This window comes from Mesorhizobium sp. M1409 (assembly GCF_040317535.1).
Taxonomy (GTDB): domain Bacteria; phylum Pseudomonadota; class Alphaproteobacteria; order Rhizobiales; family Rhizobiaceae; genus Mesorhizobium.
Genome location: NZ_JAMYKV010000032.1, coordinates 38,199 through 59,625 on the forward strand (window position 1 = coordinate 38,199; position 21,427 = coordinate 59,625).

18 protein-coding genes are annotated in these 21,427 nt (G+C 63.3%); 12 read left to right on the forward strand and 6 right to left on the reverse strand.

Annotated elements, in window-relative coordinates:
• The first annotated feature begins 70 nt into the window (after window positions 1-70).
• Window positions 71-886, forward strand: a complete 816-nt coding sequence (locus NKG99_RS22745) for a UDP-2,3-diacylglucosamine diphosphatase (protein ID WP_352870874.1) — start codon at window positions 71-73, stop codon at window positions 884-886.
• A gap of 125 nt (window positions 887-1,011) precedes the next feature.
• A complete protein-coding gene (locus tag NKG99_RS22750; protein WP_352870875.1) occupies window positions 1,012-2,226 on the forward strand; it encodes an MFS transporter in 1,215 nt (404 codons plus the stop codon).
• On the opposite strand, the gene dgcA is transcribed toward NKG99_RS22750, so the two are convergent.
• Window positions 2,197-3,180 (reverse strand): N-acetyl-D-Glu racemase DgcA, encoded by a 984-nt coding sequence (gene dgcA / locus NKG99_RS22755; RefSeq protein WP_352870877.1) that lies wholly within the window; start codon window positions 3,178-3,180, stop codon window positions 2,197-2,199. The two genes, NKG99_RS22750 and dgcA, sit on opposite strands and share 30 nt — an antisense overlap.
• Before the next feature lie 76 nt (window positions 3,181-3,256).
• On the opposite strand from dgcA, the gene NKG99_RS22760 reads away from it, so the two are divergent.
• The 4 genes from NKG99_RS22760 (at window position 3,257) to NKG99_RS22775 (ending at window position 7,343) form a co-directional block, all read left to right on the forward strand.
• Window positions 3,257-4,444 (forward strand): MlaE family ABC transporter permease, encoded by a 1,188-nt coding sequence (locus NKG99_RS22760; RefSeq protein ID WP_352870878.1) that lies wholly within the window; start codon window positions 3,257-3,259, stop codon window positions 4,442-4,444.
• A 1-nt stretch (window position 4,445) separates the two neighbouring features.
• On the forward strand, window positions 4,446-5,267 hold the full coding sequence (locus NKG99_RS22765; protein ID WP_352870879.1) for an ABC transporter ATP-binding protein: 822 nt from the start codon (window positions 4,446-4,448) through the stop codon (window positions 5,265-5,267).
• Window positions 5,268-5,281: 14 nt separating this feature from the next.
• Window positions 5,282-6,655, forward strand: a complete 1,374-nt coding sequence (locus tag NKG99_RS22770; protein WP_352870881.1) for an MlaD family protein — start codon at window positions 5,282-5,284, stop codon at window positions 6,653-6,655.
• 94 nt (window positions 6,656-6,749) lie between these two features.
• Window positions 6,750-7,343, forward strand: coding sequence for an ABC-type transport auxiliary lipoprotein family protein (locus NKG99_RS22775; protein ID WP_502910996.1), 594 nt, complete (start codon window positions 6,750-6,752; stop codon window positions 7,341-7,343).
• A gap of 35 nt (window positions 7,344-7,378) precedes the next feature.
• Here NKG99_RS22775 and NKG99_RS22780 read toward each other — a convergent pair whose 3' ends face one another.
• Window positions 7,379-7,993 (reverse strand): 3'-5' exonuclease, encoded by a 615-nt coding sequence (locus NKG99_RS22780; RefSeq protein ID WP_352870883.1) that lies wholly within the window; start codon window positions 7,991-7,993, stop codon window positions 7,379-7,381.
• Window positions 7,994-8,151: 158 nt separating this feature from the next.
• Window positions 8,152-14,451 (reverse strand): kinesin, encoded by a 6,300-nt coding sequence (locus tag NKG99_RS22785; protein WP_352870885.1) that lies wholly within the window; start codon window positions 14,449-14,451, stop codon window positions 8,152-8,154.
• Between the two features lie 271 nt (window positions 14,452-14,722).
• Between NKG99_RS22785 and NKG99_RS22790 the strand changes: the two genes are divergently transcribed.
• The 3 genes from NKG99_RS22790 (at window position 14,723) to NKG99_RS22800 (ending at window position 16,655) form a co-directional block, all read left to right on the forward strand.
• A complete protein-coding gene (locus NKG99_RS22790; protein WP_352870886.1) occupies window positions 14,723-15,091 on the forward strand; it encodes an Hpt domain-containing protein in 369 nt (122 codons plus the stop codon).
• A gap of 112 nt (window positions 15,092-15,203) precedes the next feature.
• Window positions 15,204-15,524 (forward strand): 2Fe-2S iron-sulfur cluster-binding protein, encoded by a 321-nt coding sequence (locus NKG99_RS22795; RefSeq protein ID WP_023674833.1) that lies wholly within the window; start codon window positions 15,204-15,206, stop codon window positions 15,522-15,524.
• Window positions 15,525-15,620: 96 nt separating this feature from the next.
• Window positions 15,621-16,655: an NAD(P)/FAD-dependent oxidoreductase gene (locus NKG99_RS22800; RefSeq protein WP_352870888.1), complete on the forward strand. Its 1,035-nt coding sequence runs from the start codon at window positions 15,621-15,623 to the stop codon at window positions 16,653-16,655.
• Between the two features lie 51 nt (window positions 16,656-16,706).
• On the opposite strand, the gene NKG99_RS22805 is transcribed toward NKG99_RS22800, so the two are convergent.
• Both NKG99_RS22805 and NKG99_RS22810 read right to left on the reverse strand, forming a co-directional pair.
• Window positions 16,707-18,182, reverse strand: a complete 1,476-nt coding sequence (locus NKG99_RS22805) for an MDR family MFS transporter (RefSeq protein ID WP_352870889.1) — start codon at window positions 18,180-18,182, stop codon at window positions 16,707-16,709.
• Window positions 18,183-18,398: 216 nt separating this feature from the next.
• Entirely contained in the window at window positions 18,399-19,034 is a 636-nt protein-coding gene (locus NKG99_RS22810) for a DUF922 domain-containing Zn-dependent protease (RefSeq protein ID WP_502910997.1), read from the reverse strand.
• A gap of 103 nt (window positions 19,035-19,137) precedes the next feature.
• Here NKG99_RS22810 and folP point away from each other — a divergent pair, with 103 nt between their 5' ends.
• Genes folP through folK form a run of 3 tightly spaced genes read left to right on the forward strand, consistent with a single transcriptional unit; the run spans window position 19,138 to window position 20,848 of the window.
• The gene (folP, locus tag NKG99_RS22815) at window positions 19,138-19,989 is read left to right on the forward strand and encodes a dihydropteroate synthase (protein WP_352870890.1); all 852 of its coding nucleotides are present in this window, start codon (window positions 19,138-19,140) and stop codon (window positions 19,987-19,989) included.
• Between the two features lie 3 nt (window positions 19,990-19,992).
• Window positions 19,993-20,352 (forward strand): dihydroneopterin aldolase, encoded by a 360-nt coding sequence (folB, locus tag NKG99_RS22820; protein ID WP_352870891.1) that lies wholly within the window; start codon window positions 19,993-19,995, stop codon window positions 20,350-20,352.
• Complete coding sequence (gene folK, locus NKG99_RS22825) at window positions 20,336-20,848, forward strand: 2-amino-4-hydroxy-6-hydroxymethyldihydropteridine diphosphokinase (RefSeq protein ID WP_352870892.1); 513 nt, start codon at window positions 20,336-20,338, stop codon at window positions 20,846-20,848. Before folB ends, folK begins: the two co-directional genes overlap by 17 nt.
• Window positions 20,849-20,875: 27 nt before the next feature.
• On the opposite strand, the gene NKG99_RS22830 is transcribed toward folK, so the two are convergent.
• Entirely contained in the window at window positions 20,876-21,421 is a 546-nt protein-coding gene (locus NKG99_RS22830) for a DUF924 family protein (protein ID WP_352870893.1), read from the reverse strand.
• Window positions 21,422-21,427: the final 6 nt, after the last annotated feature.

Consider the following 21,427-nt stretch of genomic DNA (forward strand, 5'->3'; position numbering starts at 1 on the left):
CGCAACCGTCATACGGTTGTTGCATGAATCGGGGCATAGGCTCTCGCGAAAGCAACGGTGAAAAATCGCGATGTCCGGCCAAGAGCCCCGCACTTTCCGCAGCATGTTCATTTCCGATGTCCATTTGGGCTCGAAGGCGGCCAAGGCCGAATTCCTGATCGACTTCCTGCGCTATCATGACGCCGACATCATCTATCTGGTCGGGGACATCGTCGACGGCTGGCGGCTGCGGCGGAACTGGCACTGGCCGCAAAGCCACAACGACGTCGTGCAGAAATTGCTGCGCAAGGCGCGCAAGGGCGCCAACATCACCTACATCGCCGGCAACCATGACGAATTCGCCCGCCAGTTCCAGGGCGTGCATTTCGGCGGCATCGTCGTGGCCGACCGTGCCATCCACGAGACCGCCGACGGCAAGCGCCTGCTCGTCATCCATGGCGACCAGTTCGACACCGTCGTCCACAATGCGCGCTGGCTGGCCTATCTTGGTGATCACGCCTATGACGCGGCCATGCTGGTCAACCGCGTGGTGACGCGGCTGCGCCAGCTGCTCGGACTGCCTTATTGGTCGTTCTCCTCCTGGGCCAAGGTCAACGTCAAGAAAGCGGTCAACTTCATCGGCTCGTTCCAGACGATGCTTGCCGAAGAGGCGCGCCGCTCGCATGTCGACGGCGTCGTCTGCGGCCACATCCATCATGCCGTCATCGAGAATTTTGGCGATGTCCAGTACATCAACACCGGCGACTGGGTGGAAAGCTGCACGGCGGTGGTCGAGCATTTTGATGGCCGGATGGAAATCCTGACCTGGGCACAGGTGCTGCCCGAGGCGCCGGACGAGCCCTTTATCCCGTTGCTCATCGAAGACCGGGTAGGGCAGGCGGCATAGCGCCGGCGTTCCTCCCCGCTCCGGCGGCAATCGATTGGTCCAACCGGTTTCGCCCGGTTTTCGCTCATGTTAAGGGATCGACACGCGTTGCCGTCCGGCCAAGTGCAGCGTGATTGGATCGATTCATGTCCCTGCCGCCGCTTTCGCCCGAACAACTCGTCAAGCCGCGTCATTTCGAACTGCGCATGAGCTTGATCTTCGCGACGCTGTTCGTGCCGCTCGGAACGCATCTGCCGTATTTCCCGCTGTGGCTGCAGGCCAAGGGTTTTCATGCCGAGCAGATCGCCGTCATCCTGGCGGCCCCCATGTTCCTGCGCGTGGTGACGACGCCGTTGCTGACCGCGCTGGCCGACCGTGCCAGGGACCGCGCCGATGTCTACGTCGCGCTGGTGGCTGCGTCGCTGCTTTTGTCGGCCGGTTATTTCCTGACGCCGACCTACGCGATGGTGCTGGCGGTGTCGCTGGCGCTGACCATCGTCTGGACGCCGCATTCGCCGATCGCCGATTCGCTGGCGCTTTCAGGCGTGCGCCGCTTCGGATCGAACTATACGAGCATGCGCAAATGGGGCTCGATCTCCTATCTGCTCGCCAATGTCGCCGGTGGCTTCATCCTGTCGGCAACCGGCTCGCGGGCGGTTCCGGTGATCATTCTCGTGGCGTTTGTCGCGGCCCTTGCCGCCGGGCTGCTGGCGCCGCGTCTTGGCCGTCCGCGGCGCGCTTCGCCGCTGTCGGCCACCGACATCCAGCATTCAGCACCGAAGCTTCTCAACCCGTATTTCCTGTATTTTTCCATCGGCGTCGGCGTCATCACCGCCAGCCACGCATTTCTCTACGGCTTCGTCTCCATCTACTGGAAATCGATCGGCATCAGCGATTCGGTTGTGGGCTTTTTGTGGGCGTGGGGCGTGGTTTCGGAAGTCTGCATGTTCATGATGTTCACCCGCTTTTTCGACCGGTTCTCCGTCGTGTCGATCATGGTGATGGCAGGGATCGGCTCGATCGTGCGCTGGATCGCCTTTCCGCTGGTCTGGCCGCTCGGCCTCGGCGTTGCCGGATTTTTCGGCGTCCAGACGCTGCACTCGGTCTCTGTGGCGCTGGTGCTGATCGGCCTGCAGAAGATGATCGGTGAAACGGTGTCCGAAGAGCGGACAGGCGCCGCGCAAGGCATCGCCTATTTCTCCAACGGCTTCTTCATGGCGGTAATGACGCTGGCATCCGGCCCGCTTTACGAGCGGTTCGGCGTCAACGGCTTTTTTGCCATGATCCCGATCGCCTTGATCGGCCTGGTGCTGATCGGGCTAGCGGCGCGCTCAGCCCCACAGCGCCTTATCAGGCGGTGACACCAGCGAGCCCTGGTAGACAAGGCCGGGCACACGGTCGCGAGCAAGCAGCAGCGGACCGTCGAGGTCGACGAAATCGGCATCCTGAGCGAGCAGCACCGCCGGCGCCATCGCCAGCGACGTACCGACCATGCAGCCGACCATCACGCCGAAACCGAGTTCGCGGGCGCGATCGCGCAGCACAAGGGCAGCTGTCAGGCCACCCGACTTGTCGAGCTTGATGTTGATGGCGTCGTAAAGGCCGATAAGAGTTCCGAGATTCTTCACCTCGTGCACGCTTTCATCGGCGCAGATTGGCACTGGATGCGCGATATGGCGCAGGATTTCGTCATGGCCAGCCGGCAGCGGCTGTTCGATCAGCGCGATGCCTTGCTCGGCGGCAAAGGCAAGGTTTGCCACGATATTATCGTCGGTCCAGCCCTCATTGGCGTCGAGGACGATGCGGCTGTCGGGCGCCGCTTGCCTTACCGCGCGGATACGGGCGATGTCGTTGTCGCCACCGATCTTGACCTTGAGCAGAGGCCGCGCCGCATTGGCGCGGGCCTGCGCCGCCATCGCTTCCGGTTCGCCGAGCGACAGCGTGTAGGCGGTTTCGAGCGTCCGTAAGGGAGCAGCACCTATACGATCGGCTACCGATGTTCCGCTGACCTTTGCCTCCAGATCCCATAAGGCGCAGTCGATAGCGTTGCGGGCGGCTCCGGCCGGCATGGCCGTGAGCAAGGCGGTTCGGCTGATGCCGCCGGCGATCCGGTCGCGCATGGCTTCGATCGCCTCGCGAACGGCGTCCATCGTCTCGCCATAACGCTTGTAGGGAACGCATTCGCCGCGGCCGGCGTGGCTGCCCTCGCTGATCGTGCAGGAGATCACTTCGGCTTCGGTCTTGGAACCGCGCGAAATGGTGAAGGTTCCGGCGATTGGAAAACGCTCGGCCTCGACCGAAATGACACGCGCCATATTTTTCTGCTCCTGCTATGCGACAAGCGTTGTCGGCAAATCGACAGGTCAGACCCGTCAGGCTAAACAGGACGCCATGTTGACCATTGGCAAGCGCGACGCAAGCGGCACGACCGCAGGGGAGGCTGACCACGAACCGCGCGTGGCAATCGGCGAGGAGGACGGCGTTCTCGGCTGCGCCTTCTCCGGAATCTGGACGACACGGACCGTCGCGCTGATCGACGCCGACATGCGCAAGATCGAAAAACGAAGCGGCTTCAAAACCTTGGCGCTCGATCTTTCCAAGATCGAGAAGATGGACACCGCCGGCGCCTGGCTGATCGATCGGCTGGTAAGCGCCTTCGAGAAGAAGGGCGTCGAGATCCAGATGCAAGGCCAGAGCGAGATCGCTTCGATCCTGCTCGACGCTGTGGGCGAGGCCGTGCGACGCGAACCCGAATCCGGCGCCGCCGGTCCGCCCAATATCGTCATCCGCGCGCTGGAGGCGGTCGGCCGTCGCGTCTACGAGATGCGCGACGACTTCCTCGCCTCGATGAACATCCTCGGCGCCACCATCCGCGGCGCGCAGATGAAGCTCGGTCGTGGTCATGCCGTCAATCCGGCGGCGATCTTCAACCAGATCGACCGCATGGGCGTCGGCGCCATTCCGGTGGTGGTGCTGATGTCGGCGATCGTCGGCGCCATCGTCGCCCAGCAAGGCGCCTATCAGCTCAGCTATTTCGGTGCCGACATATTCGTCGTCGACCTGGTCGGCGTGCTGATCCTGCGCGAACTCGGCGTGCTGATGACGGCGATCATGATCGCCGGCCGCTCCGGCAGCGCGATCACCGCCGAGATCGGCTCGATGAAAATGCGCGAGGAGGTCGACGCGCTGAAGGTCATCGGGCTCAACCCGATCGGCGTCCTGGTCTTTCCACGGCTCGTGGCGCTGGTCATCGCCTTGCCGTGCCTGACCATCATCGCCAATTTCGCCGCTCTCGGCGGCGGCATACTGGCTGCCTGGCTCTATTCCGACATCGCGCCGGCCGCCTTCATCGACCGGCTGCGCGTCGCCATCGATCTCAGCACGATTTTCGCCGGCCTGATCAAGGCGCCGTTCATGGCCATGATCATCGGCACGATTGCCTCGGTCGAAGGCATGAAGGTCGGCGGCAGCGCGGAATCGCTCGGCCAGCACGTGACAGCCTCGGTGGTGAAGTCGATTTTCGTCGTCATCATCCTCGACGGGCTTTTCGCCATGTTCTACGCAGCGATCGAGTTTTGAGATGAAGCTGCGAAACCGGAAAAAGGCAAGTGCGCTGACTGACGACACGGGCGAGGGCGACATCGTGCTTTCCGCGCACGACATCAGCGTGTCCTTCGCCGACAAGCTCATCCTCGACAAACTGTCGCTCGATATCAGGCGCGGCGAGATCCTTGGCTTTGTCGGCGCCTCGGGCGCCGGCAAGTCAGTTCTGCTGCGAACCATTCTCGGCCTGACGCGCAAGCAGTCGGGAACGATCAAGCTGTTCGGCGTCGATGTCGAGAAGATCAGCGAAGTGGAGCGTCTGCGCATCGACATGCGGCTTGGCGTGCTGTTCCAGCACGGCGCCCTGTTTTCGGCACTGACGGTACAGGAAAACGTCCAGGTGCCGATGCGCGAATATCTCGACCTGCCCAAGAAGCTGATGGATGAGCTGGCGCTGCTCAAGATCGAACTGGTCGGATTGCCGCCTGACGCGGCGCAGAAATTCCCGTCCGAACTTTCCGGCGGCATGATCAAGCGCGCCGCGCTGGCGCGGGCGCTGGCACTCGACCCCGATATCGTCTTCCTCGACGAGCCGACATCCGGCCTCGATCCGATCAGCGCGGCTGAATTCGACGAACTGGTGGTCAAACTGCGCGATACGATGGATCTGACCGTTTATATGGTGACGCATGATCTCGACACGCTTTTCACGGCGTGTGACCGGGTGGCCGTGCTCGGCAAGAAGAAAGTGCTGGTCGAAGGCACCATCGACGACATGCTGAAGAGCGAGGAACCGTGGGTAAAGTCCTATTTCCGCGGAAAACGCGCCCGGCAACTTGATCTTGCGGCGCGCGCATAGCCATAAGTGGGACAATGGAAACCAGAGCCAATTACGTCATTGTCGGCATTTTCACGCTGGCCGCGATCCTGGCGGCCTTTGCCTTCGTCTACTGGACGGCGGCGATCGGCGACAAGGGCGAGACGACGGTGCTGCGCGTGCGCATTCCAGGCTCGGCGTCCGGACTAGGCCGCGGCAGTTTCGTGCTGTTCAACGGCGTCAAGGTCGGTGATGTCAGGCGCGTCTATATCGACGTCGACAATCCGACCGTCGCCATCGCCGATACCGAGATCGATCGCCTGACGCCGATCACCAAGTCGACGCAGGCTGATATCGGTCTTGCCGGCCTCACCGGACAGGCCAACATCGAGCTCAAGGGCGCCGATCCCAAGGAAGTGAAACTCCTCGACCAGGCGGAAAAGGAAGGCAAGGTCGCCGAGATCGTCGCCAACCCGTCGGCGGTGACCAACCTCCTGCAGACAGCGCAGAACATCTTCACTCGCGCCGACAAGGTGCTCACGGAGCTCGAAGGCTTCACCAGGGACGTTCGTGGGCCGCTGACGCAGACCGTGCAGAACGTGCGGACCTTTTCCGACGCGCTGGCCAAGAATTCCGACGGCATCGACAAGTTCCTGTCCGCCGCCAGTGCGCTGTCCGATGAGCTGAAAGGCGTTTCCGGCAAGCTCGACGGCACGCTGAAGGCAGCCGAAGGCCTGCTCAACGCCGTCGACAAGGACAAGATCAAGAGCATTGTCGCCAACGTCGATACGGTGACAGGCAACCTCAAGGAGACTTCGAAACAGCTCGACGGCGTGATCAAGAACGTCGACACGGCGGTCGGGTCGGTCAACGATTTCGCCAAGCAGACGCAAGGCACGCTGGCCAAGGTCGACGGCGTGCTCGACGGCATCGATCCGGCGCAGGTGCGCACGGCGCTTGCCAATATCCAGAAAGCCAGCGAAAACGCCAACAAGGCCGCCGCCGACATCGCGGAGGTGACCGACAAGTTCGCCAACCGCGCCGACGACATCAACCAGACGATCAAGGACGCCAAGCAACTGGCGCAACGCCTCAACGACGCCTCGGTGCGTGTCGACGGCATTCTCGCCAGGGTCGACCACTTGCTCGGTTCAGGGCAGGCCGATGGGGTGATGGCCGACGCCAGGGCCACACTGAAATCGTTCAAGCAGGTTGCCGACACGCTGAATGCCCGCCTTGGCGTCATAACCGACAATCTGACGCGTTTCTCGGGCCAGGGGCTGTCGAATGTCGAAGCACTGGTGCAGGACAGCCGCCGTTCGATCAGCCGCATCGAGGAGGCGGTGACCGATCTCAGCCGCAATCCGCAGCGCATCCTTTCGGGTGGCGAGGGCGAGGTTCGGCAGTTCAATGGCAGGGCGCGGCGTTGACTTCGGCGTCGGCGCGCCGCAAGAACATGAGCCGCGAAAGCGGGTTGATCTTACGATCCGGGGACAACGGGGATCGCGTGTGAAGTCTGTGTGGGTGAGAACGGGCGGGTTGACATCGGCTGCGGCTCTGCTTGCCCTAACGCTGGCCGGCTGCGCAGTGTTGGGCGGCAAGCCTGCGCCACTCGACACCTTTGAGCTGTCGGCGCCTTCGATTGATGTGCGCGGCCACAGCCGTCGCCAGATCCTGATCGCGCAGCCATCTGCGCTCAAGGCGCTGGACAGCCAGAACATCGTCATCAAGCCGTCGGATCGCTCGATCCAGTATCTCAAGGGCGCGCAATGGGCCGACCGGCTGCCGCTGATCGTGCAGGCGCGGCTGGCCGAGACGTTCCAGCGTTCGGGCAGTTTTGCCGGCGTCGGCAAGCCGGGCGAGGGCCTTGCCATCGATTATCAGGTGATCGTCGAGATCCGTTCGTTCGAGGTGCGCGTCGACGGCGGCGAGCATGCCGAGGTCGACCTGTTCGTGCGCATCCTCAACGACCGCAATGGCGAGGTGCGTGCATCGAAGAGCTTCACCGCCTCGGCGCCTGTTTCGGGCAGCGGCAATCCAGCCTATGTCAACGCGCTCGACAACGCGTTCGGCGATGCCGCCCGGCAGATCGTGCGCTGGACGGATTCGGTGATCTGAGCGCGAGGCGCCAGAATCCCATCAAACTCTTCTACCTACAGGCGGTCGAAGATGTCCGGCCAGAGCTTTCCAGTCTTCATCACGTGCTGCAGGGTGTAGGCCACAGACAGCGCGTCATCGAGCGCGTCGTGCCCCTGCAATGGCGGGTGTTCGATGCCATAGTAGTCCGCAAGCTTGTTGCTCGGTGTTCTCGCCAGATCCTCGGTCGGCATCCCAGCCTCGACCAGCAGCCTGACGGCGTTGTCGAACCGGGTGGCCGGGATCGAAGGTTGAATGCCCGCGATATAGCAACTGATGGCGACCATGTTCAGTTCGTCCTTGCCCCAGGACCAGAACCGCGCTCCATCGGAAAAGCGATCGACGTCCGCGAGGGCTTCCCCGAGGTCTACCCCTTCGGTCTCCAAGTCTTCCTCGGTGATGCCGGTCAGCTTGGTGAAGAACGGGTCGAGGGCGTATCTGTTGCCAAACCGGTCGACCGGTCTGATATAGGCCTTGTGCGTGCCCAACAGGGGAAAGTCGTGCCCGAGTCCTAGTCTGACGGCGCCGATCTGCACGATCACCGGGTCGGGGTCGTGGGCCGCACACCAGAATCGACGTTGCGAACCTTCGAGGCAAAGAAACTCGCAGTCGAATATGATTGCCGTCTTCACGATCACATCCTTTGAGCGTAGGCGGAGCTTTGCCAGTGGACTTGGTGCCGTTGGGAATCGGACTTTGGACGATTCCCGAACGCATCCAGGTTCAGCGCGTGCTGGAGGTTAAGGCAGTCACAGGCGGGACCCATGGCCCCGCCTATTCAATTGCTGTCTTAGTGCAGCCGGCCGCTGGCGTGGGCCAGCATGGTGTAGACCTTGCCGGTATCCGACGTCAGGTAGGTCTGCGCCATGATGTTGTCGCGGTCGTTGCGCGAGACATCCTTGAGCAGCTTCTCGAAATCGTCGCAGTAACGGTCGACGGCGGCGCGGAACTCGGCCTCCGCCTGATACTTGCGACGGATCTCGTCGAACGTCTGCTGACCCTTCAGCGTGTAGAGCCGCCGCGTGAACACGTCACGCTCGCCGCGCCGGTAGCGGTTCCACAACTCGATCGACGCTTCGTGATCGATGGCCCGCGCGATATCGACGGAGAGCGAGTTCAGCGATTCCACGACATGCAGGGGCGAGCGCTGGGCAGGGGCCGCGCGCGGCCCTTCCGAGGGTGCCGCGGGCCTCAGGTCCTCGTCGTTCGACGCCGCGGTCAGGAGATCGCGCACCCAGCCGCCTTGCGGCGTGCGGGCACTGGCGTCCGAACGCTGGCGCGGCGCCGATTCGGCCGGACGCTCAAGGTCGAGCGTGCCGCGCAATGCAGGGCCGCCCAAGGGTGCCTGGGGCGTGCGCAGCTCCGGCTGCGGCGACGGTGCACGGCGCGGTGGTTCGGCGGCGCGTGCGGCCGGCGCTTGCGGCGCCGGGCGCAGATTGCGTGGCTCGGACCCGTCACCATTGCGGCCAGATTTCGCAACGATCTCGGAAAGCTCTTTCAGCGCATTGATCTGCTCGGAAACGGCGCGGCGGATGGCCGAGGTCGATTCCTTGGCCTCCTCCGGCATTTCGATGACGCCCTTCTTGAGCTCGGCGCGGGTGAGGTCGAGCTCGCTCTTGATCGAGCCAGCGGTGCGCCGCATCTCCTCGGTCGCATCGGCGAAGCGCTTGGTAGCCGAATCGACGACGTCGGTGATGGCGTTGCGGATCTTGTCGGCCGACTCCATCGTCTTGCCCTCGGCGTTCTGCAGCGTCTGGCCGACGAGGTTTTCGAACGAGCGCATGACCCTTTCGAGATCTTCCGACTTCTTGACCAAGCCGACGGCGAGGTCTTCGAGCGACGACTGCCGTTCGAGCGTGTGTTCGAGGTTGCTCTGGGCCGAGCTCAACAGGTCCGAAGCGCTGGAGAGCAGGCGGCTATGTTCGTCGAACTTGGTGGCGATCGACGCGACCTCGCGCAAGGTGGACGACGACAGTTCAGTCAGCCTTGTCGTGTTCGAATCGACCAGTCGCGCCGAACTGGCGAAGGTCTGAGCGGCCTTCTCCGTGGTGGCGGCGAAGCTTTGTGTGCTGCCGCTGAGGCGTTCATCGACCTGGCCGAGATTGACCGCGGCCTGCTCGATCAGCTGACCGAGCTGCGAGCTGGACTTGGTCATGCGGCCGATGAGATCGGCGACGCTGTCGGACAGCGACGAGCGAGCGCCTTCGACCGCCGACAAGGTCTCGGCGGTACGGCTGGCGAGCGCGTCGACAAGGGCGGCATTCTCGCTGCGCAGCTTCTCGGTGGCGCGTTCGGTGACCTCTTCCATGCTCTTTTGCAGTTCCGAGCCACCTTGCGCGAAGCGCTCGACCAAAGGCCGTGCGGTTTCGTCGAGGATCTTCGACATTTCGGCCGAACGCGCCGCGAGCATGGTGTTGAGTTCGCGGGTGTTGGCGCCGATCGTCTTGGCGGCATCGTTGGTGCTCTGGCCGATATGCTGGCCGACCGCGGTGAAGGTCTCCGCGATGACATTGGCGCGCGAGACGAGTTGCGCCTCGGCATTCGACACCTGCTCGTTGAGCTTCTGGCCCATCGTCTCGGCCGTGTGGGCGAGGCGGTTCTCGACGCCCGAGACCTGCTCTTCCACACGGGCGGCCGCGGCCGCCGCGCTCGACGCAAGCCGCTCGTCGGCGCCGACAAGCGCCTGTTCGATTTCGCGGGCATGCACGGCCATTTCCTGGCCGGTCCGCCTTGCACGTTCGGCGACCCGTTGCTCGGTGTCGGTAAAGGCGCCGACGATGGTCTCGGCATGCTCGCCGATCGCGGTGGTGCTGCTTGCGATGCGCGACACCAGACGCTGATCCGCGTCGTCGAAGATGCGGCCGATTTCGGAGGCACGGCTCGACAGCGCTTCCGAACCTTCGGCGATGCGCGAGACCAATTGCTGGTCGGCGGCATCGAAGATGCGGCCGAGGTCCGATGCACGGGCGGCAAGCGCTTCGGCCGATTCGCCAATGCGCATGCCGAGCCGCTGGTCGGCGCCTTCGAAATTGCGCAAGATGTCGCCGGCGCGAGCGGCCAGCGACTGGGCCGTTTCGATGGCGCGGGCGACCAGCTTCTGGTCGGCTGCATCGAACGTACCGGCGATCTCGCTTGCACGGGCGGCCAGATGATCGGCGGCGTCCTGAGCCCGGGCGGTCAGCTGGTCGGTGGTTTCCTGGGCGCGGGCGGCGAGCTTCTGGTCCGCCACGTCGAAGGCGCCGGCGATCTGGCTTGCACGAGCAGCCAGCTGATCGGCGGATTCATGGGCGCGGGCCAGCAGCGAGCTGGACGTATCTTCCGCGCGGGCGAGCAAGGCGTTCGACGTATCTTCCGCACGGGCGTGCAGGCGACGGTCCGCGTCCTCGAACGTGCGGGCGATGTCCTCGGCCCGTGCCAGCAGGGCTGCGGAAGTCTGCTCGGCGCGCTCGGCGATCTTGCGGTCGGCGTCGCTGAACGCGGCACCGGCCTGCTCGTGCAGCGTGCTGGTGACTTCCAGCACCTTCTCGCGCAAGGCGCCGGCGACAAACACGGCGCTCTTTTCGAGCACGGCGCGGACGTTGTCGACGCCTGTCGAGAGCGCACGCTCCATGGTGCCGGCGCGCTCCTCGATGATGCCGGTCTGGCGGCTGAACGCCTGCTCGATCTTCTCGACATCGCTTGCGATCGCCGCGGAGATATCGGTGCTCCTGGCGGCGATCTGGTCGATATGGCCCGACAACGAGCGGTCGACGTCCTTGCGGGTCTCGACGAGCTTGCCGAGATCGTCTTCCAGTGCGCGGGTCAGCATATTGCGGCCTTCGGACAGCTTGCCGACATGTCCGGCAATGACATCGTCGATATCGCCGCGGCTTTCGGCCAGCTTCTGCAGGTCAGCTTCGAGGGCGCGTTTGAGAATATCGCGGCCTTCGGCCAGTTTCTCCACCTGACCAGCGACCAAACCGTCGATGCTGGAGCGGCTCTCGGCCAGCTTGGCAAGGTCGGCTTCCAGCGCGCGCTTGAGAACATCGCGGCCTTCGGCGAGTTTCTCGACCTGGCCGGCGACAAGGCCATCGATGCTGGAGCGGCTCTCGGCGAGCTTGGCTAGGTCGTCTTCAAGCGCCTTCGACAGGGTCGAGCGCTCCTGGACAAGCCTTTCCGCGTGGCTGTCGACCAGGCCGGCGACGTTGTCGAGGTCGGCCTCAAGTGATCTCGACAGGGTCGAACGATCCTGGGCGAGCCGTTCGGAATGGCTGTTGACGAGGCCGTTGACGCTTTCGAGATCAGCCTCGAGCGCCCGGGCGAACTGTGCCCGGTCATCGACCAGTTTCTGCGACTGGTCGGCAATGGTTCCCTTGATCGCATTGAGGTCGGATTCCAGGGCGCGCCGCAGGATATCTCTGCCTTCCGCCAGCTTCTCGACCTGGCCGGCGACCAGCCCGTCGATGCTGGAGCGGCTCTCCGCCAGCTTGGCGAGATCGTCCTCAAGGGCCTTGGACAGGGTCGAACGATCCTGCACCAGCCTGTTCATGTGGTCGGCGATGACGCTGTTCACATTCTCCAGATCGGTTTCCAGCACCCGCGAAAGTTGGCCGCGATCCTCGGCCAACTTTTCCGACTGGCTCGATATGACGCCCTTGATCGTGTTCAGATCAGATTCAAGCGCGCGTTTGAGAATGTCGCGCCCTTCGGCCAGCTTCTCGACCTGGCCGGCGACGAGCCCGTCGATGCTGGAGCGGCTCTCCGCCAGCTTGGCAAGGTCGGCTTCGAGGGTCTGTGACAGCAGGCTGCGGTCTTCGGCCAGCCGTCCCGAATGGCTTTCGATCAGGCCGCGTATGCCGGATAGATCGTCGTCCAGCGAATGGGAAAGCTGCGTGCGGTCTTCCGCCAGCTTGGCGGAATGGGTTTCGATGAGGCTCTTGATGCCGATGATGTCGTTTTCCAACGCCTTGGCGAGCACGGCGCGGCCTTCGGCGATCTTTTCGACCTGACCGGCGACCAGACCGTCGATGTCGGCACGGCTGTCCGACAGTTTGCCGAGATCGGCTTCCAGGGCGCGCGACAGGATGTTACGGCCTTCGGCGAGTTTTCCGACATGGCCGGCAACCATTTCATCAATGATCGTACGGGCTTGCACCAGTTTCCCTGAGTCTTCATTCAGGGCGGCGGAGAGCCTGTTGCGGCCTTCTTCCAGCCTTTCGAGATGGCTGCCAAGCGACGCATCGATGGCCGCCCGCGATTCATTGACCTTGCGCAGATCCTCTTCGAGAGCGCGCGAGATCAGGCTGCGGCCCTCGGCCAGCTTCTGCACCTGGTCTGTCACCGCTGCATCGATGCCGGCGCGGCTCTCGGCGAACTTCGCCAGATCGGCCTGCATGGCCTCGGCCATGCGCTCGCGGCTTTCGGACAGCTTTCTGCTGTGGTTCTCGACGGCTTCCTCGATGCCGACGCGGGCGTCGGCGAGCCGCTGGATGTCGCTGTCGAACGAACGCGAGACGACGTGACGGGCGGCTTCCATGCGCCCGGCGAAGTCGCTGGCGCGGGCTTCGAGCATGGAGGAGGTCGAGGTGACGATGTCGGCCATATCGGCGCCGATCTGGGTCTTGCCCTGATCGATCATCGCCGACAGCGTGTCCTTGCTCTCGGCAAAGGTATGGGCGATTTCGCGGGCGCGCTCGACCAGTGTCTCGTTGATCTGGCGGGCGCGGGCCTCGAGGGCCGCATTAAGCTTCTGCGTTCCGGTATCCAGCGCCTCGGCGCGGGTCTGGAACTCGCTGATCAGCGCCTGGCCGCGTTCGGCGAGCGTGCGTTCGATGCCGTTGAGGCTGGCCTCGAATTCGGAATTGAGCGTGCGCGCGGCGCCGCCAAGCAGCGACACCATGCCGGTGGTGCGATCGTCGAGCAGATCGGTCAACGACCGTGTCAGGCCGTCCGTGGTGTCCGTCAGCTTGGCGATGCGGGTGTCGAGAAGGCTGGCGAAGGCCTCGCCCGAGGTCGACAGCCGGTCGGTGATCGAATCGAGCCGGCCTTCCACCGAATCGAAGATCGACATCGAGCTTTCGTTGATGCGGTCGATGAGCGTGTCGCCGGAATTGGTGATGGTCATCGACAATTTGGTCGACGCATTGAGGATGCTGTCGCGGATGATGTCGGAGGCGGCGCCGATCTCGTCCTTCAGCGTCTCATGCGCACCGGTGATCGACGCGCGGACGCGCTCTGCGTGGGTGACGACGGCTTCGCGCTCGCTGCCGAGCCCGTCGACCAGCGAACGGATGCGGGATTCATTCTCGGAATAGGAGCGTTCGATCTGGTTGACTTCGCTGTGCACCAGCGTTTCCAGCTCGACGGCGCGGGCAAGCGTGCGTTCGATGCCTTCGCCCATGGCCGCGACCTCGCGACGAACGGCCTGGCCGATCATCATGACGCGGTCCTGGGCAAGGTTTTCCGGTTCGGTCAGGCGAAAGGCAACTTCGGTCATAGACTGGGCGGCGATGCGCATTTCCTGGGCGCGGCGGATCATGGCCGCGAAGGCCCAGAACAGGATGACCGGCACGATCGCCGCGACGGCGAGGCCGATCAGTTCCGGACGGGCAAGGAACTGGTCGAGCGTGCGGATACTCCAGATGCTCGGTCCGAAAAGGAGATTGGCCAATCCGCCGGCGCCGGCGAACCAGGCGAGCGAAACGAAGGCAACGACCCAGTAAATGGTGTTCGAGGCACGCCTGTTGAGGCTGTGCAGGAGCGTCTTGTAGTCCTTCTGGCGATCGTCATTGGCCGGGGCGAAGCCCGCGGGCTGGGCACCATTGCGTGTTTCCACGGGGCGCAACTCGGCGGGCTTGGCCCTTGGCGCGGGTTTTGTGGCCTGGCTCTGGGCCTGGCCCTGATTGACCACGGACTCTGGTTTCTGATTGCGTCCCTCGCGTGCCAGCTCGTCGGCGGCCTGGGATATCTGTGCTTCCAGATCCTCCATCGAAGCCGCGATGTCGAGGTCGCCGCTGCCGACGTCATTGCTGAGGTCGATATCAAGCGCCTTCTCCAGTTCCCTGGCCACGTCGCTGTCGAGAGTTCTCGTCGTCGTTGGTTTCTTTGCCATGCCTTCGCTACCCTGTACTAGCTGCCGCGGGCTTATAATTCTGTTTGTCGTACCACGCGCAGGAGGCTGAAAATGGACCCCTCGTATCGTAATGACACAGGGGGGTAAAGAAAACATGCATTCCGCGGGATACGTAAAACTTTAAATATAAGGTTAACGCAACCGTGATTTCGGCGCCGTTTTCGCAACATTTTTCGGGGCCATCCATTAACCCGTTGTCCACTGGATTCGCCTAGGTTTTGGGGCGATTGAAGAAACGGAGTTCGAGTTCATGCGTGGCGAAAGCGGCATTGCCTTCTCAATGCCCGGGGGCGACGTATCCGGACCGAGGCGGTCGCGGCCGGTCGATTTGGCACACCTTGCCCACCAGACGATGGGCGACCGCGGCCTCGAGCAGGAGGTGCTGGCGCTGTTTGTACAACAGGCTCTGTCGGTGCGCGACCGAATAGTCGACGCCGACATCAAGGACCGGCTTCTGCTCGCCCATGGGCTCAAGGGCTCGGCACGGGGCGTGGGTGCCTTTGCCATTGCCGATTGCGTCACCGAGATCGAGCGCCGGCCGGAAGACAACCAGACGCTCAAGCGGCTCGGCACGCTGATCGACGAAGTGCGCGATTTCATCGCCGCCATCAGTCGCTGAATCCGGCGCTAAAGCCGGTTTGCGGAAAAACGTCACGGGGCGGCGCTTTCGCGCGGCAGTTGACTTGCTCGCCGGTGTGATTATCTCGGCTGCAACTCCCTTCAGGTGACAAATGACCAAGCTGACTTTCATCGCCCATGACGGCACACATTTCGACGTGGACGCCGAGAACGGCTCGACGGTCATGGAGAACGCGATCCGCAACGCCGTGCCCGGGATCGAGGCGGAATGCGGCGGCGCCTGTGCCTGCGCGACCTGTCACGTCTATGTCGACGAAGCCTGGACGGCTGAGGTCGGCGAGCCGGAAGCGATGGAAGAGGACATGCTGGACTTCGCCTACGAGGTCCAGCCGAACTCACGCCTGTCGTGCCAGATCAAGGTGCGCGACGCGCTTGACGGCCTGGTTGTCCGCGTGCCCGCCCGCCAGGGATAAGCGCAGGATCCTTGCCAACTGATTTTTCCCGCTGCGGCTTGGCAGCGGAGCATTGGTCATGCAGTGTCCTGCTCTCTTCGCAGCGAGGCGCATCGCATGACCGAGACCACCAAGACAGACGTGCTTATTGTCGGGGCAGGGCCTGTCGGCCTGTTTGCCGTGTTCGAACTCGGCCTGTTCGACATGAAGTGCCACCTGATCGACATCCTCGACCGGCCCGGCGGCCAATGCGCGGAACTTTATCCGGAAAAGCCGATCTACGACATTCCCGGCTGGCCCTCGATCTCGGCGCAGGGGCTGGTTGACAAACTGCTTGAGCAGATCGCGCCGTTCAAGCCTGATTTCACCTACAACCGCATGGTTTCCAGCCTCGAAAAGCTGGAGGACGGCAGTTTTCGCGTCACCACCGACGAGAACGAAGTGTTCGAGGCCAAGGTGGTGGTGATCGCCGCCGGCGGCGGCTCCTTCCAGCCCAAGCGTCCGCCGATCCCGGGCATCGAACCCTATGAAGGCAAGAGTGTCTTCTATTCGGTGCGGCGGATGGAGGATTTTCGCGACCACGACCTCGTCATTGTCGGCGGCGGCGACTCGGCGCTCGACTGGACGCTCAACCTGCAGCCTGTGGCAAAGAGCGTGACGCTGGTGCACCGGCGGCCTGAATTCCGTGCCGCGCCCGACAGCGTCAACAAGATGTATGCCATGCAGGAGATGAAGCAGCTGCATTTCCAGGTCGGGCAGGTGACCGGATTGACCGGCGCCGACGGCCAGCTGTCATCGGCCACCATCAAGGGGCCGGACGGCGATGTCGAGGTGCCTTGTACGCGCATGCTGCCGTTCTTCGGCCTGACCATGAAGCTCGGACCGATCGCGGAGTGGGGGCTCAATCTTCACGAGAACCTCATTCCGGTGGATACCGAGAAGTTCCAGACATCGGTGCCCGGCATCTTCGCGGTCGGCGACATCAACTGGTATCCGGGCAAGTTGAAGCTGATCCTGTCGGGTTTCCACGAGGTGGCGCTGATGGCGCAGGCCGCCAAGCGCGTCATCAGCCCCGGCGAGCGTATCGTGTTCCAGTACACGACCTCGTCGACCAGCCTGCAGAAGAAGCTCGGCGTGGTGGAAGCTTCTTGAAACGCGTCGCTTTGAATAATCAAATGCAGCCGACGCGCTTCACGTCTTTTGTCAGTCAGCCAGCACCGGAGCCTCGGGATGGCCGCGCAGCGGCTTTTCCGGCATCAGCACCAGCGCGACGAGCGCCATGACCAGCATCGTTGCCGCGGTGAAGAAGATCATCACGAATGCCAGTGCCTCGACGGCGGTGCTGGCCGCTTGGGTCCCTTCTCCGGCAAGCGGCAGGCCGTAGCCGAGCGCGACCGCGCCAAGGATGGCGACGCCAAGCGCGCTGCCCAAAGAACGAAGGAAGGTCAGTACGCCGGTGGCGACGCCGAGATGGGCCTGATCGACGGCATTCTCAACCGATACGGTGGCAACCGGGAATGTCGTGCCGCTGCCCAGGCCGATGCAGGTCGTCAGAATCTCGACGATCAGCAGGGAAGCATGTCCCGCCACCAGGCTGAGTATGCCGAGGCACAGGATGGCGAAGGTTACCCCTGCCATCGCGATCCGCTTGTAGTGAACGAACCGGGGAATCGTGCGGCCGCTGAATGTCGCGCCCGCAACGGTGCCGAGCATGAGCCCAAGCATGGCGGTTCCCGATTCACTGGCCGAAAGCCCGAGGATGGACTGCAAATAGACCGGCAGGTAGACCGCAAGGCCAATATTGGCGGCCTGCAGCAGGAACAATGACAACGTGCCGGCAAGGACGATCGGGTTGCCAAGCACTTCGAGCGAGATTAACGGTTCGGCCGCACGCAGCAGCCGCAACGCAAAGGCGCTCCAGATGACAGCCGAACAGGCGAGCAGCCCGAAGATTTCGCGTGACAGCCATGGATATTCGCTGCCACCCCAGTTCAACGCCAGCAACAGCAAGGCGGTGGCCGCGACGAGCAGCAACGCGCCTAGGCCATCGATGCGATGGTGTTTTGCCGCGATCGGCAGCTTTCTCAGCGGCTTGTTGATGATGGCCATGGCGACGAGACCAAGCGGGATGTTGATCCAGAAGATCAGCGACCAGTGGAGATGCTCGGCGAAGGTGCCGCCCAAAAGCGGGCCCGCGATGCTGGCGACCGCCCAGGTTCCCGCGATCCAGGCCGAGTAGCGCGCGCGCTCGCGCGGCGGCACGAGGTCACCGATCACGGTCTGCGCCAGCGCGAACAGGCCGCCGCCGCCGGCGCCCTGGATCGCGCGGCCGACGATCAGGACCAGCATGTTAGGCGCCATGGCGCTAACCAGTGATCCGGCAAGGAAGATGAGGATTGCCGCGTAAATCGTTGGCCGGCGACCATAAACGTCCGATATCTTGCCATAGAGCGGCGCCATCGCGGTGGCGGTCAACAGGTAACCGGTCACGATCCATGGCAGATATTCGGCATGGCCGAGCAGGCGCGCCATGGTCGGCATCGCCGGCGCGACGATGGTCTGGTCAAGCGCTGCCAGAAGCATCGACAGGAGTACGCCACCGATGATTGCGTTCTTTTCGCTTTCGCTGAGAGGCGCGTCGCTCTTCACCGCCGTCCGACTATCGACAGTCTGGTCCATGTCCATTCATCCGTATGCTTGCGGCTGGCCGGCCCCATTCAGCCATTCCAGCGTGTTGATCGCGTTGGCCGCATTGATCTTTCGAAGGTCGCCCTGGCGAACCTGACATATGTCGTCCCGTATAGGCCGATTTCGACCGGTGCTCGGAAATTTTTCGAAGCTGGCACTACGCTTCAGCGCAATTGGCCTGCGCCGCCATTCAACGCCTCGGCGGATTCAGGCCGGCGGCAGTTTACCGTTCCCGATGCGCTCCATCCGGTAGCGCAGCAACCTGAGGATGCGGCTTTGGAAATTGACGCTTTCGACACGGTCGAACTGGACCTGGGCACGGTCATGTCTGGCCAGAACGGCTGCCGTGATGGCGGCGGCCTTGGCCTTGGCGGCGTCGCAGTTCCTTTGCGGGTAGGTGGCTTCCAGCGCCTGTTCGAGCTCGCGGCCATGGTTCTTCGCGATCTCGACGTGGCGCTCCTCATGTCGCTTGATGTCGGCCGAGAGCGTATCCCAGAACAGCCTGACATCGGCATCGGCCTTGCGTGTGCGGCGCCATTCGGGAAGGATCACCTTCACTTTGACGGTCACCACGGCATCGGCGATCCGGCAGGAGCTCGATGTCCGCGCATAGCTGATGCGGGTGGTGAAGGCCATTTGCGTGGCGCCAGGGTGGCGCGTACCCGTGCTTTTCACCTCCGGCCCGCGTTTGAAGAGCTGTGCCTCGATTTCATCGAGCGTGCTGCCGCCAACGGCGAAGTAGCTGTACGTCTTGACGAGATTGGCCGCACCCGCCGGGATCGCGGTCAGGGCGAGCAGCGCGCCAAGCAGGAATTGTTTCATGCCAAGCATGGATGGTTTCATCATGTTGCCTCTTCGACCACCTTGCTTTACGGCCGTTGCCGGCGCAACGGAATTGATCCGCCGGGGATCACACATGATTGATGAACTCCATGGTTGATGAGCAATGACGGCTAGGCGGTGGCAGTTGGCGCATGGGCGCCATCTCGACCTTGGCGATAAGGCCGTGGTCGTCGGCATCCTCAACGTCACGCCCGACAGCTTTTCCGACGGCGGTCTGTTCGACGCCCCCGAAACGGCGCTGACCCAGGCACGGCGCATCATGGCGGAAGGGGCATTGGTCGTCGACATCGGCGGAGAATCGACCCGCCCCGGTGCCGCCGCGGTATCGGCAAGCGAGGAACAGGCCCGCATCCTGCCGGTGATCGAGGCACTGGCGAGCACTGGCGAGGTGCTGATTTCGGTCGACACCTATCGCGCCGACACCGCGCGGCTCGCGGTTGCCGCCGGTGCGCATATCGTCAACGATGTCTGGGGTTTGCAGCGCGAGCCCGACATTGCGCGCGTCGCCGCCGATACCGGCGCCGGGCTGGTCATCATGCATACCGGGCGGGATCGCCGGAAGCTGCCGGACGTGATTGCCGATCAGTTGGCGTTCCTGCGGAAATCGCTGGAGATCGCCCGCCAGAACGGCGTTGCCGACGACCATATCGTGCTCGATCCGGGATTCGGATTCGCCAAGGAGACGGCGGAGGAAAATCTCGACCTGATGGCTCGCTTTTCCGAGCTGCATATACTGGGCTTGCCGCTGATGGCCGGTACGTCGCGAAAACGCTTCATCGGCACGGTCACCGGCCGCGATGCCGCCGACAGAGGGGTTGGAACAGCGGCGACCAGCGTCATCTTGCGGCTCAAGGGCGCCGATCTGTTTCGCGTCCACGATGTCGCATTCAACGTGGACGCATTGGCGCTCGCGGATGCTATGCTGGCGCGTCAAACCGACCGGGCGAGAAACTGAGCGATGTATGTCATCCGCATGAAGAACTGCGCTTTCTTTGCCCGGCACGGCGTGCTGGACGAGGAAGAGAGGCTCGGCCAGCGCTTCTATGTCGATGCCGCGCTCACCGTCGATCCCGGCCGCGCGCTTGTCGAGGATTCCATCGATGACACCGTCAACTATGGCATTGCGTTCACGGTGATCGAAAAGATCATCACCGGGCAGCGCCGTTTCCTGATCGAGTCCCTGGCGCTCGAAGTCGCCCGTGCGCTGACGGCGCGTTTTCCGCAGATCAAGAAAGCCGAGATCACGGTGCGCAAGCCGAACGCCCCGGTGCCCGGCGTGCTCGATTACGTCGAGGTGACCGTTGTCTGGCCCGAATAGCACGGTCTATCTCAGCCTTGGCGGCAATCTTGGCGACCCGGCAAAGTCGATGGGCGCGGCGCTGCGCATGCTGGATGCCGACGCGGACACGCGTGTCACCGGCGTCTCCTCGCTCTATCGCACGCCGCCCTGGGGCAAGCTCGATCAGCCGGATTTTCTCAATGCGGCTGCGGAAATTTCCACCGGGCTAGCGCCGCGTGCCTTGCTCGACCTTTGCCTCGATGCCGAACGCAAGCTGAAGCGGGTGCGCGAGGAGCGCTGGGGGCCACGGTTGATCGACATCGACATTCTGGTGTTCGGCGACCGCGTCATTCACGAGACGGGGCTGGAGGTGCCGCATCCGCGCATGCTGGAGCGTGCCTTCGTGCTGGCGCCGCTGGCCGAGATCGCGCCCAGCCTGGTTGTCAATGGTCGCAGCATCACGGACCGGCTGGTCGCCGTCGACACCTCTGGCATCGAGCGATTGTCGTCCGGCCGGGATTGGTGGCTGGCCTGAAATCCGGACGAGGCGGCGGCCGGACTTTTAGCCCGAGAATCCGCCGCCATCCAGGAACGTCTGCTCCTGTGGGGTGGTTTCGCGGCCAAGCATCCTGTTTCGGTGCGGAAAACGACCGAAATTCTGAATTATATCAAGGTGTTCGACAGCATACTTCAGATAGGGTTCGGCCCTGGCCTGGGTCAGATCGACCGATATGTGCTGGTCGGCGAGCAATTCCGAATGCTCATACGGCAGATAGAGGAAGACGCGGACTTCCTCCTCGAGCGCCAGATCATGGCCAGCCGCGATCGCCTTTGCGGCAAAATATCTGGCGAGCGGGTCGGTCGCGTACATATGGCCGGTGCCGCGAAAGCAGTTCCGCGGAAACTGATCGAGCAGGATCATCAGCGCCAGCGAGCCTTCGGCATGCTCCAGCCAGCCGTCGCATTCACGCCGCGCCGCCGCGTAGTGCAGATCGAGAAAGCGGTCGCGGAAGACGGCATCGAATGCCTCATTCTTCTCGAACCACGCGTCCTCGCCGGCATCGCGCCAGAACTTGGTGACCGACAGGGCTGTGCTGTCCAATTCCATGCCTGA

Bases quoted from the DNA above. Each gene is read 5' to 3' on its own strand.
- NKG99_RS22745 (WP_352870874.1), top strand. From the start codon at position 71: ATGTCCGGCCAAGAGCCCCGCACTTTCCGCAGCATGTTCATTTCCGAT.
- NKG99_RS22750 (WP_352870875.1), top strand. From the start codon at position 1,012: ATGTCCCTGCCGCCGCTTTCGCCCGAACAACTCGTCAAGCCGCGTCAT.
- dgcA (WP_352870877.1), bottom strand. From the start codon at position 3,180: ATGGCGCGTGTCATTTCGGTCGAGGCCGAGCGTTTTCCAATCGCCGGA.
- NKG99_RS22760 (WP_352870878.1), top strand. From the start codon at position 3,257: ATGTTGACCATTGGCAAGCGCGACGCAAGCGGCACGACCGCAGGGGAG.
- NKG99_RS22765 (WP_352870879.1), top strand. From the start codon at position 4,446: ATGAAGCTGCGAAACCGGAAAAAGGCAAGTGCGCTGACTGACGACACG.
- NKG99_RS22770 (WP_352870881.1), top strand. From the start codon at position 5,282: ATGGAAACCAGAGCCAATTACGTCATTGTCGGCATTTTCACGCTGGCC.
- NKG99_RS22785 (WP_352870885.1), bottom strand. From the start codon at position 14,451: ATGGCAAAGAAACCAACGACGACGAGAACTCTCGACAGCGACGTGGCC.
- NKG99_RS22790 (WP_352870886.1), top strand. From the start codon at position 14,723: ATGCGTGGCGAAAGCGGCATTGCCTTCTCAATGCCCGGGGGCGACGTA.
- NKG99_RS22795 (WP_023674833.1), top strand. From the start codon at position 15,204: ATGACCAAGCTGACTTTCATCGCCCATGACGGCACACATTTCGACGTG.
- NKG99_RS22800 (WP_352870888.1), top strand. From the start codon at position 15,621: ATGACCGAGACCACCAAGACAGACGTGCTTATTGTCGGGGCAGGGCCT.
- NKG99_RS22805 (WP_352870889.1), bottom strand. From the start codon at position 18,182: ATGGACCAGACTGTCGATAGTCGGACGGCGGTGAAGAGCGACGCGCCT.
- NKG99_RS22810 (WP_502910997.1), bottom strand. From the start codon at position 19,034: ATGAAACCATCCATGCTTGGCATGAAACAATTCCTGCTTGGCGCGCTG.
- folP (WP_352870890.1), top strand. From the start codon at position 19,138: ATGACGGCTAGGCGGTGGCAGTTGGCGCATGGGCGCCATCTCGACCTT.
- folB (WP_352870891.1), top strand. From the start codon at position 19,993: ATGTATGTCATCCGCATGAAGAACTGCGCTTTCTTTGCCCGGCACGGC.
- NKG99_RS22830 (WP_352870893.1), bottom strand. From the start codon at position 21,421: ATGGAATTGGACAGCACAGCCCTGTCGGTCACCAAGTTCTGGCGCGAT.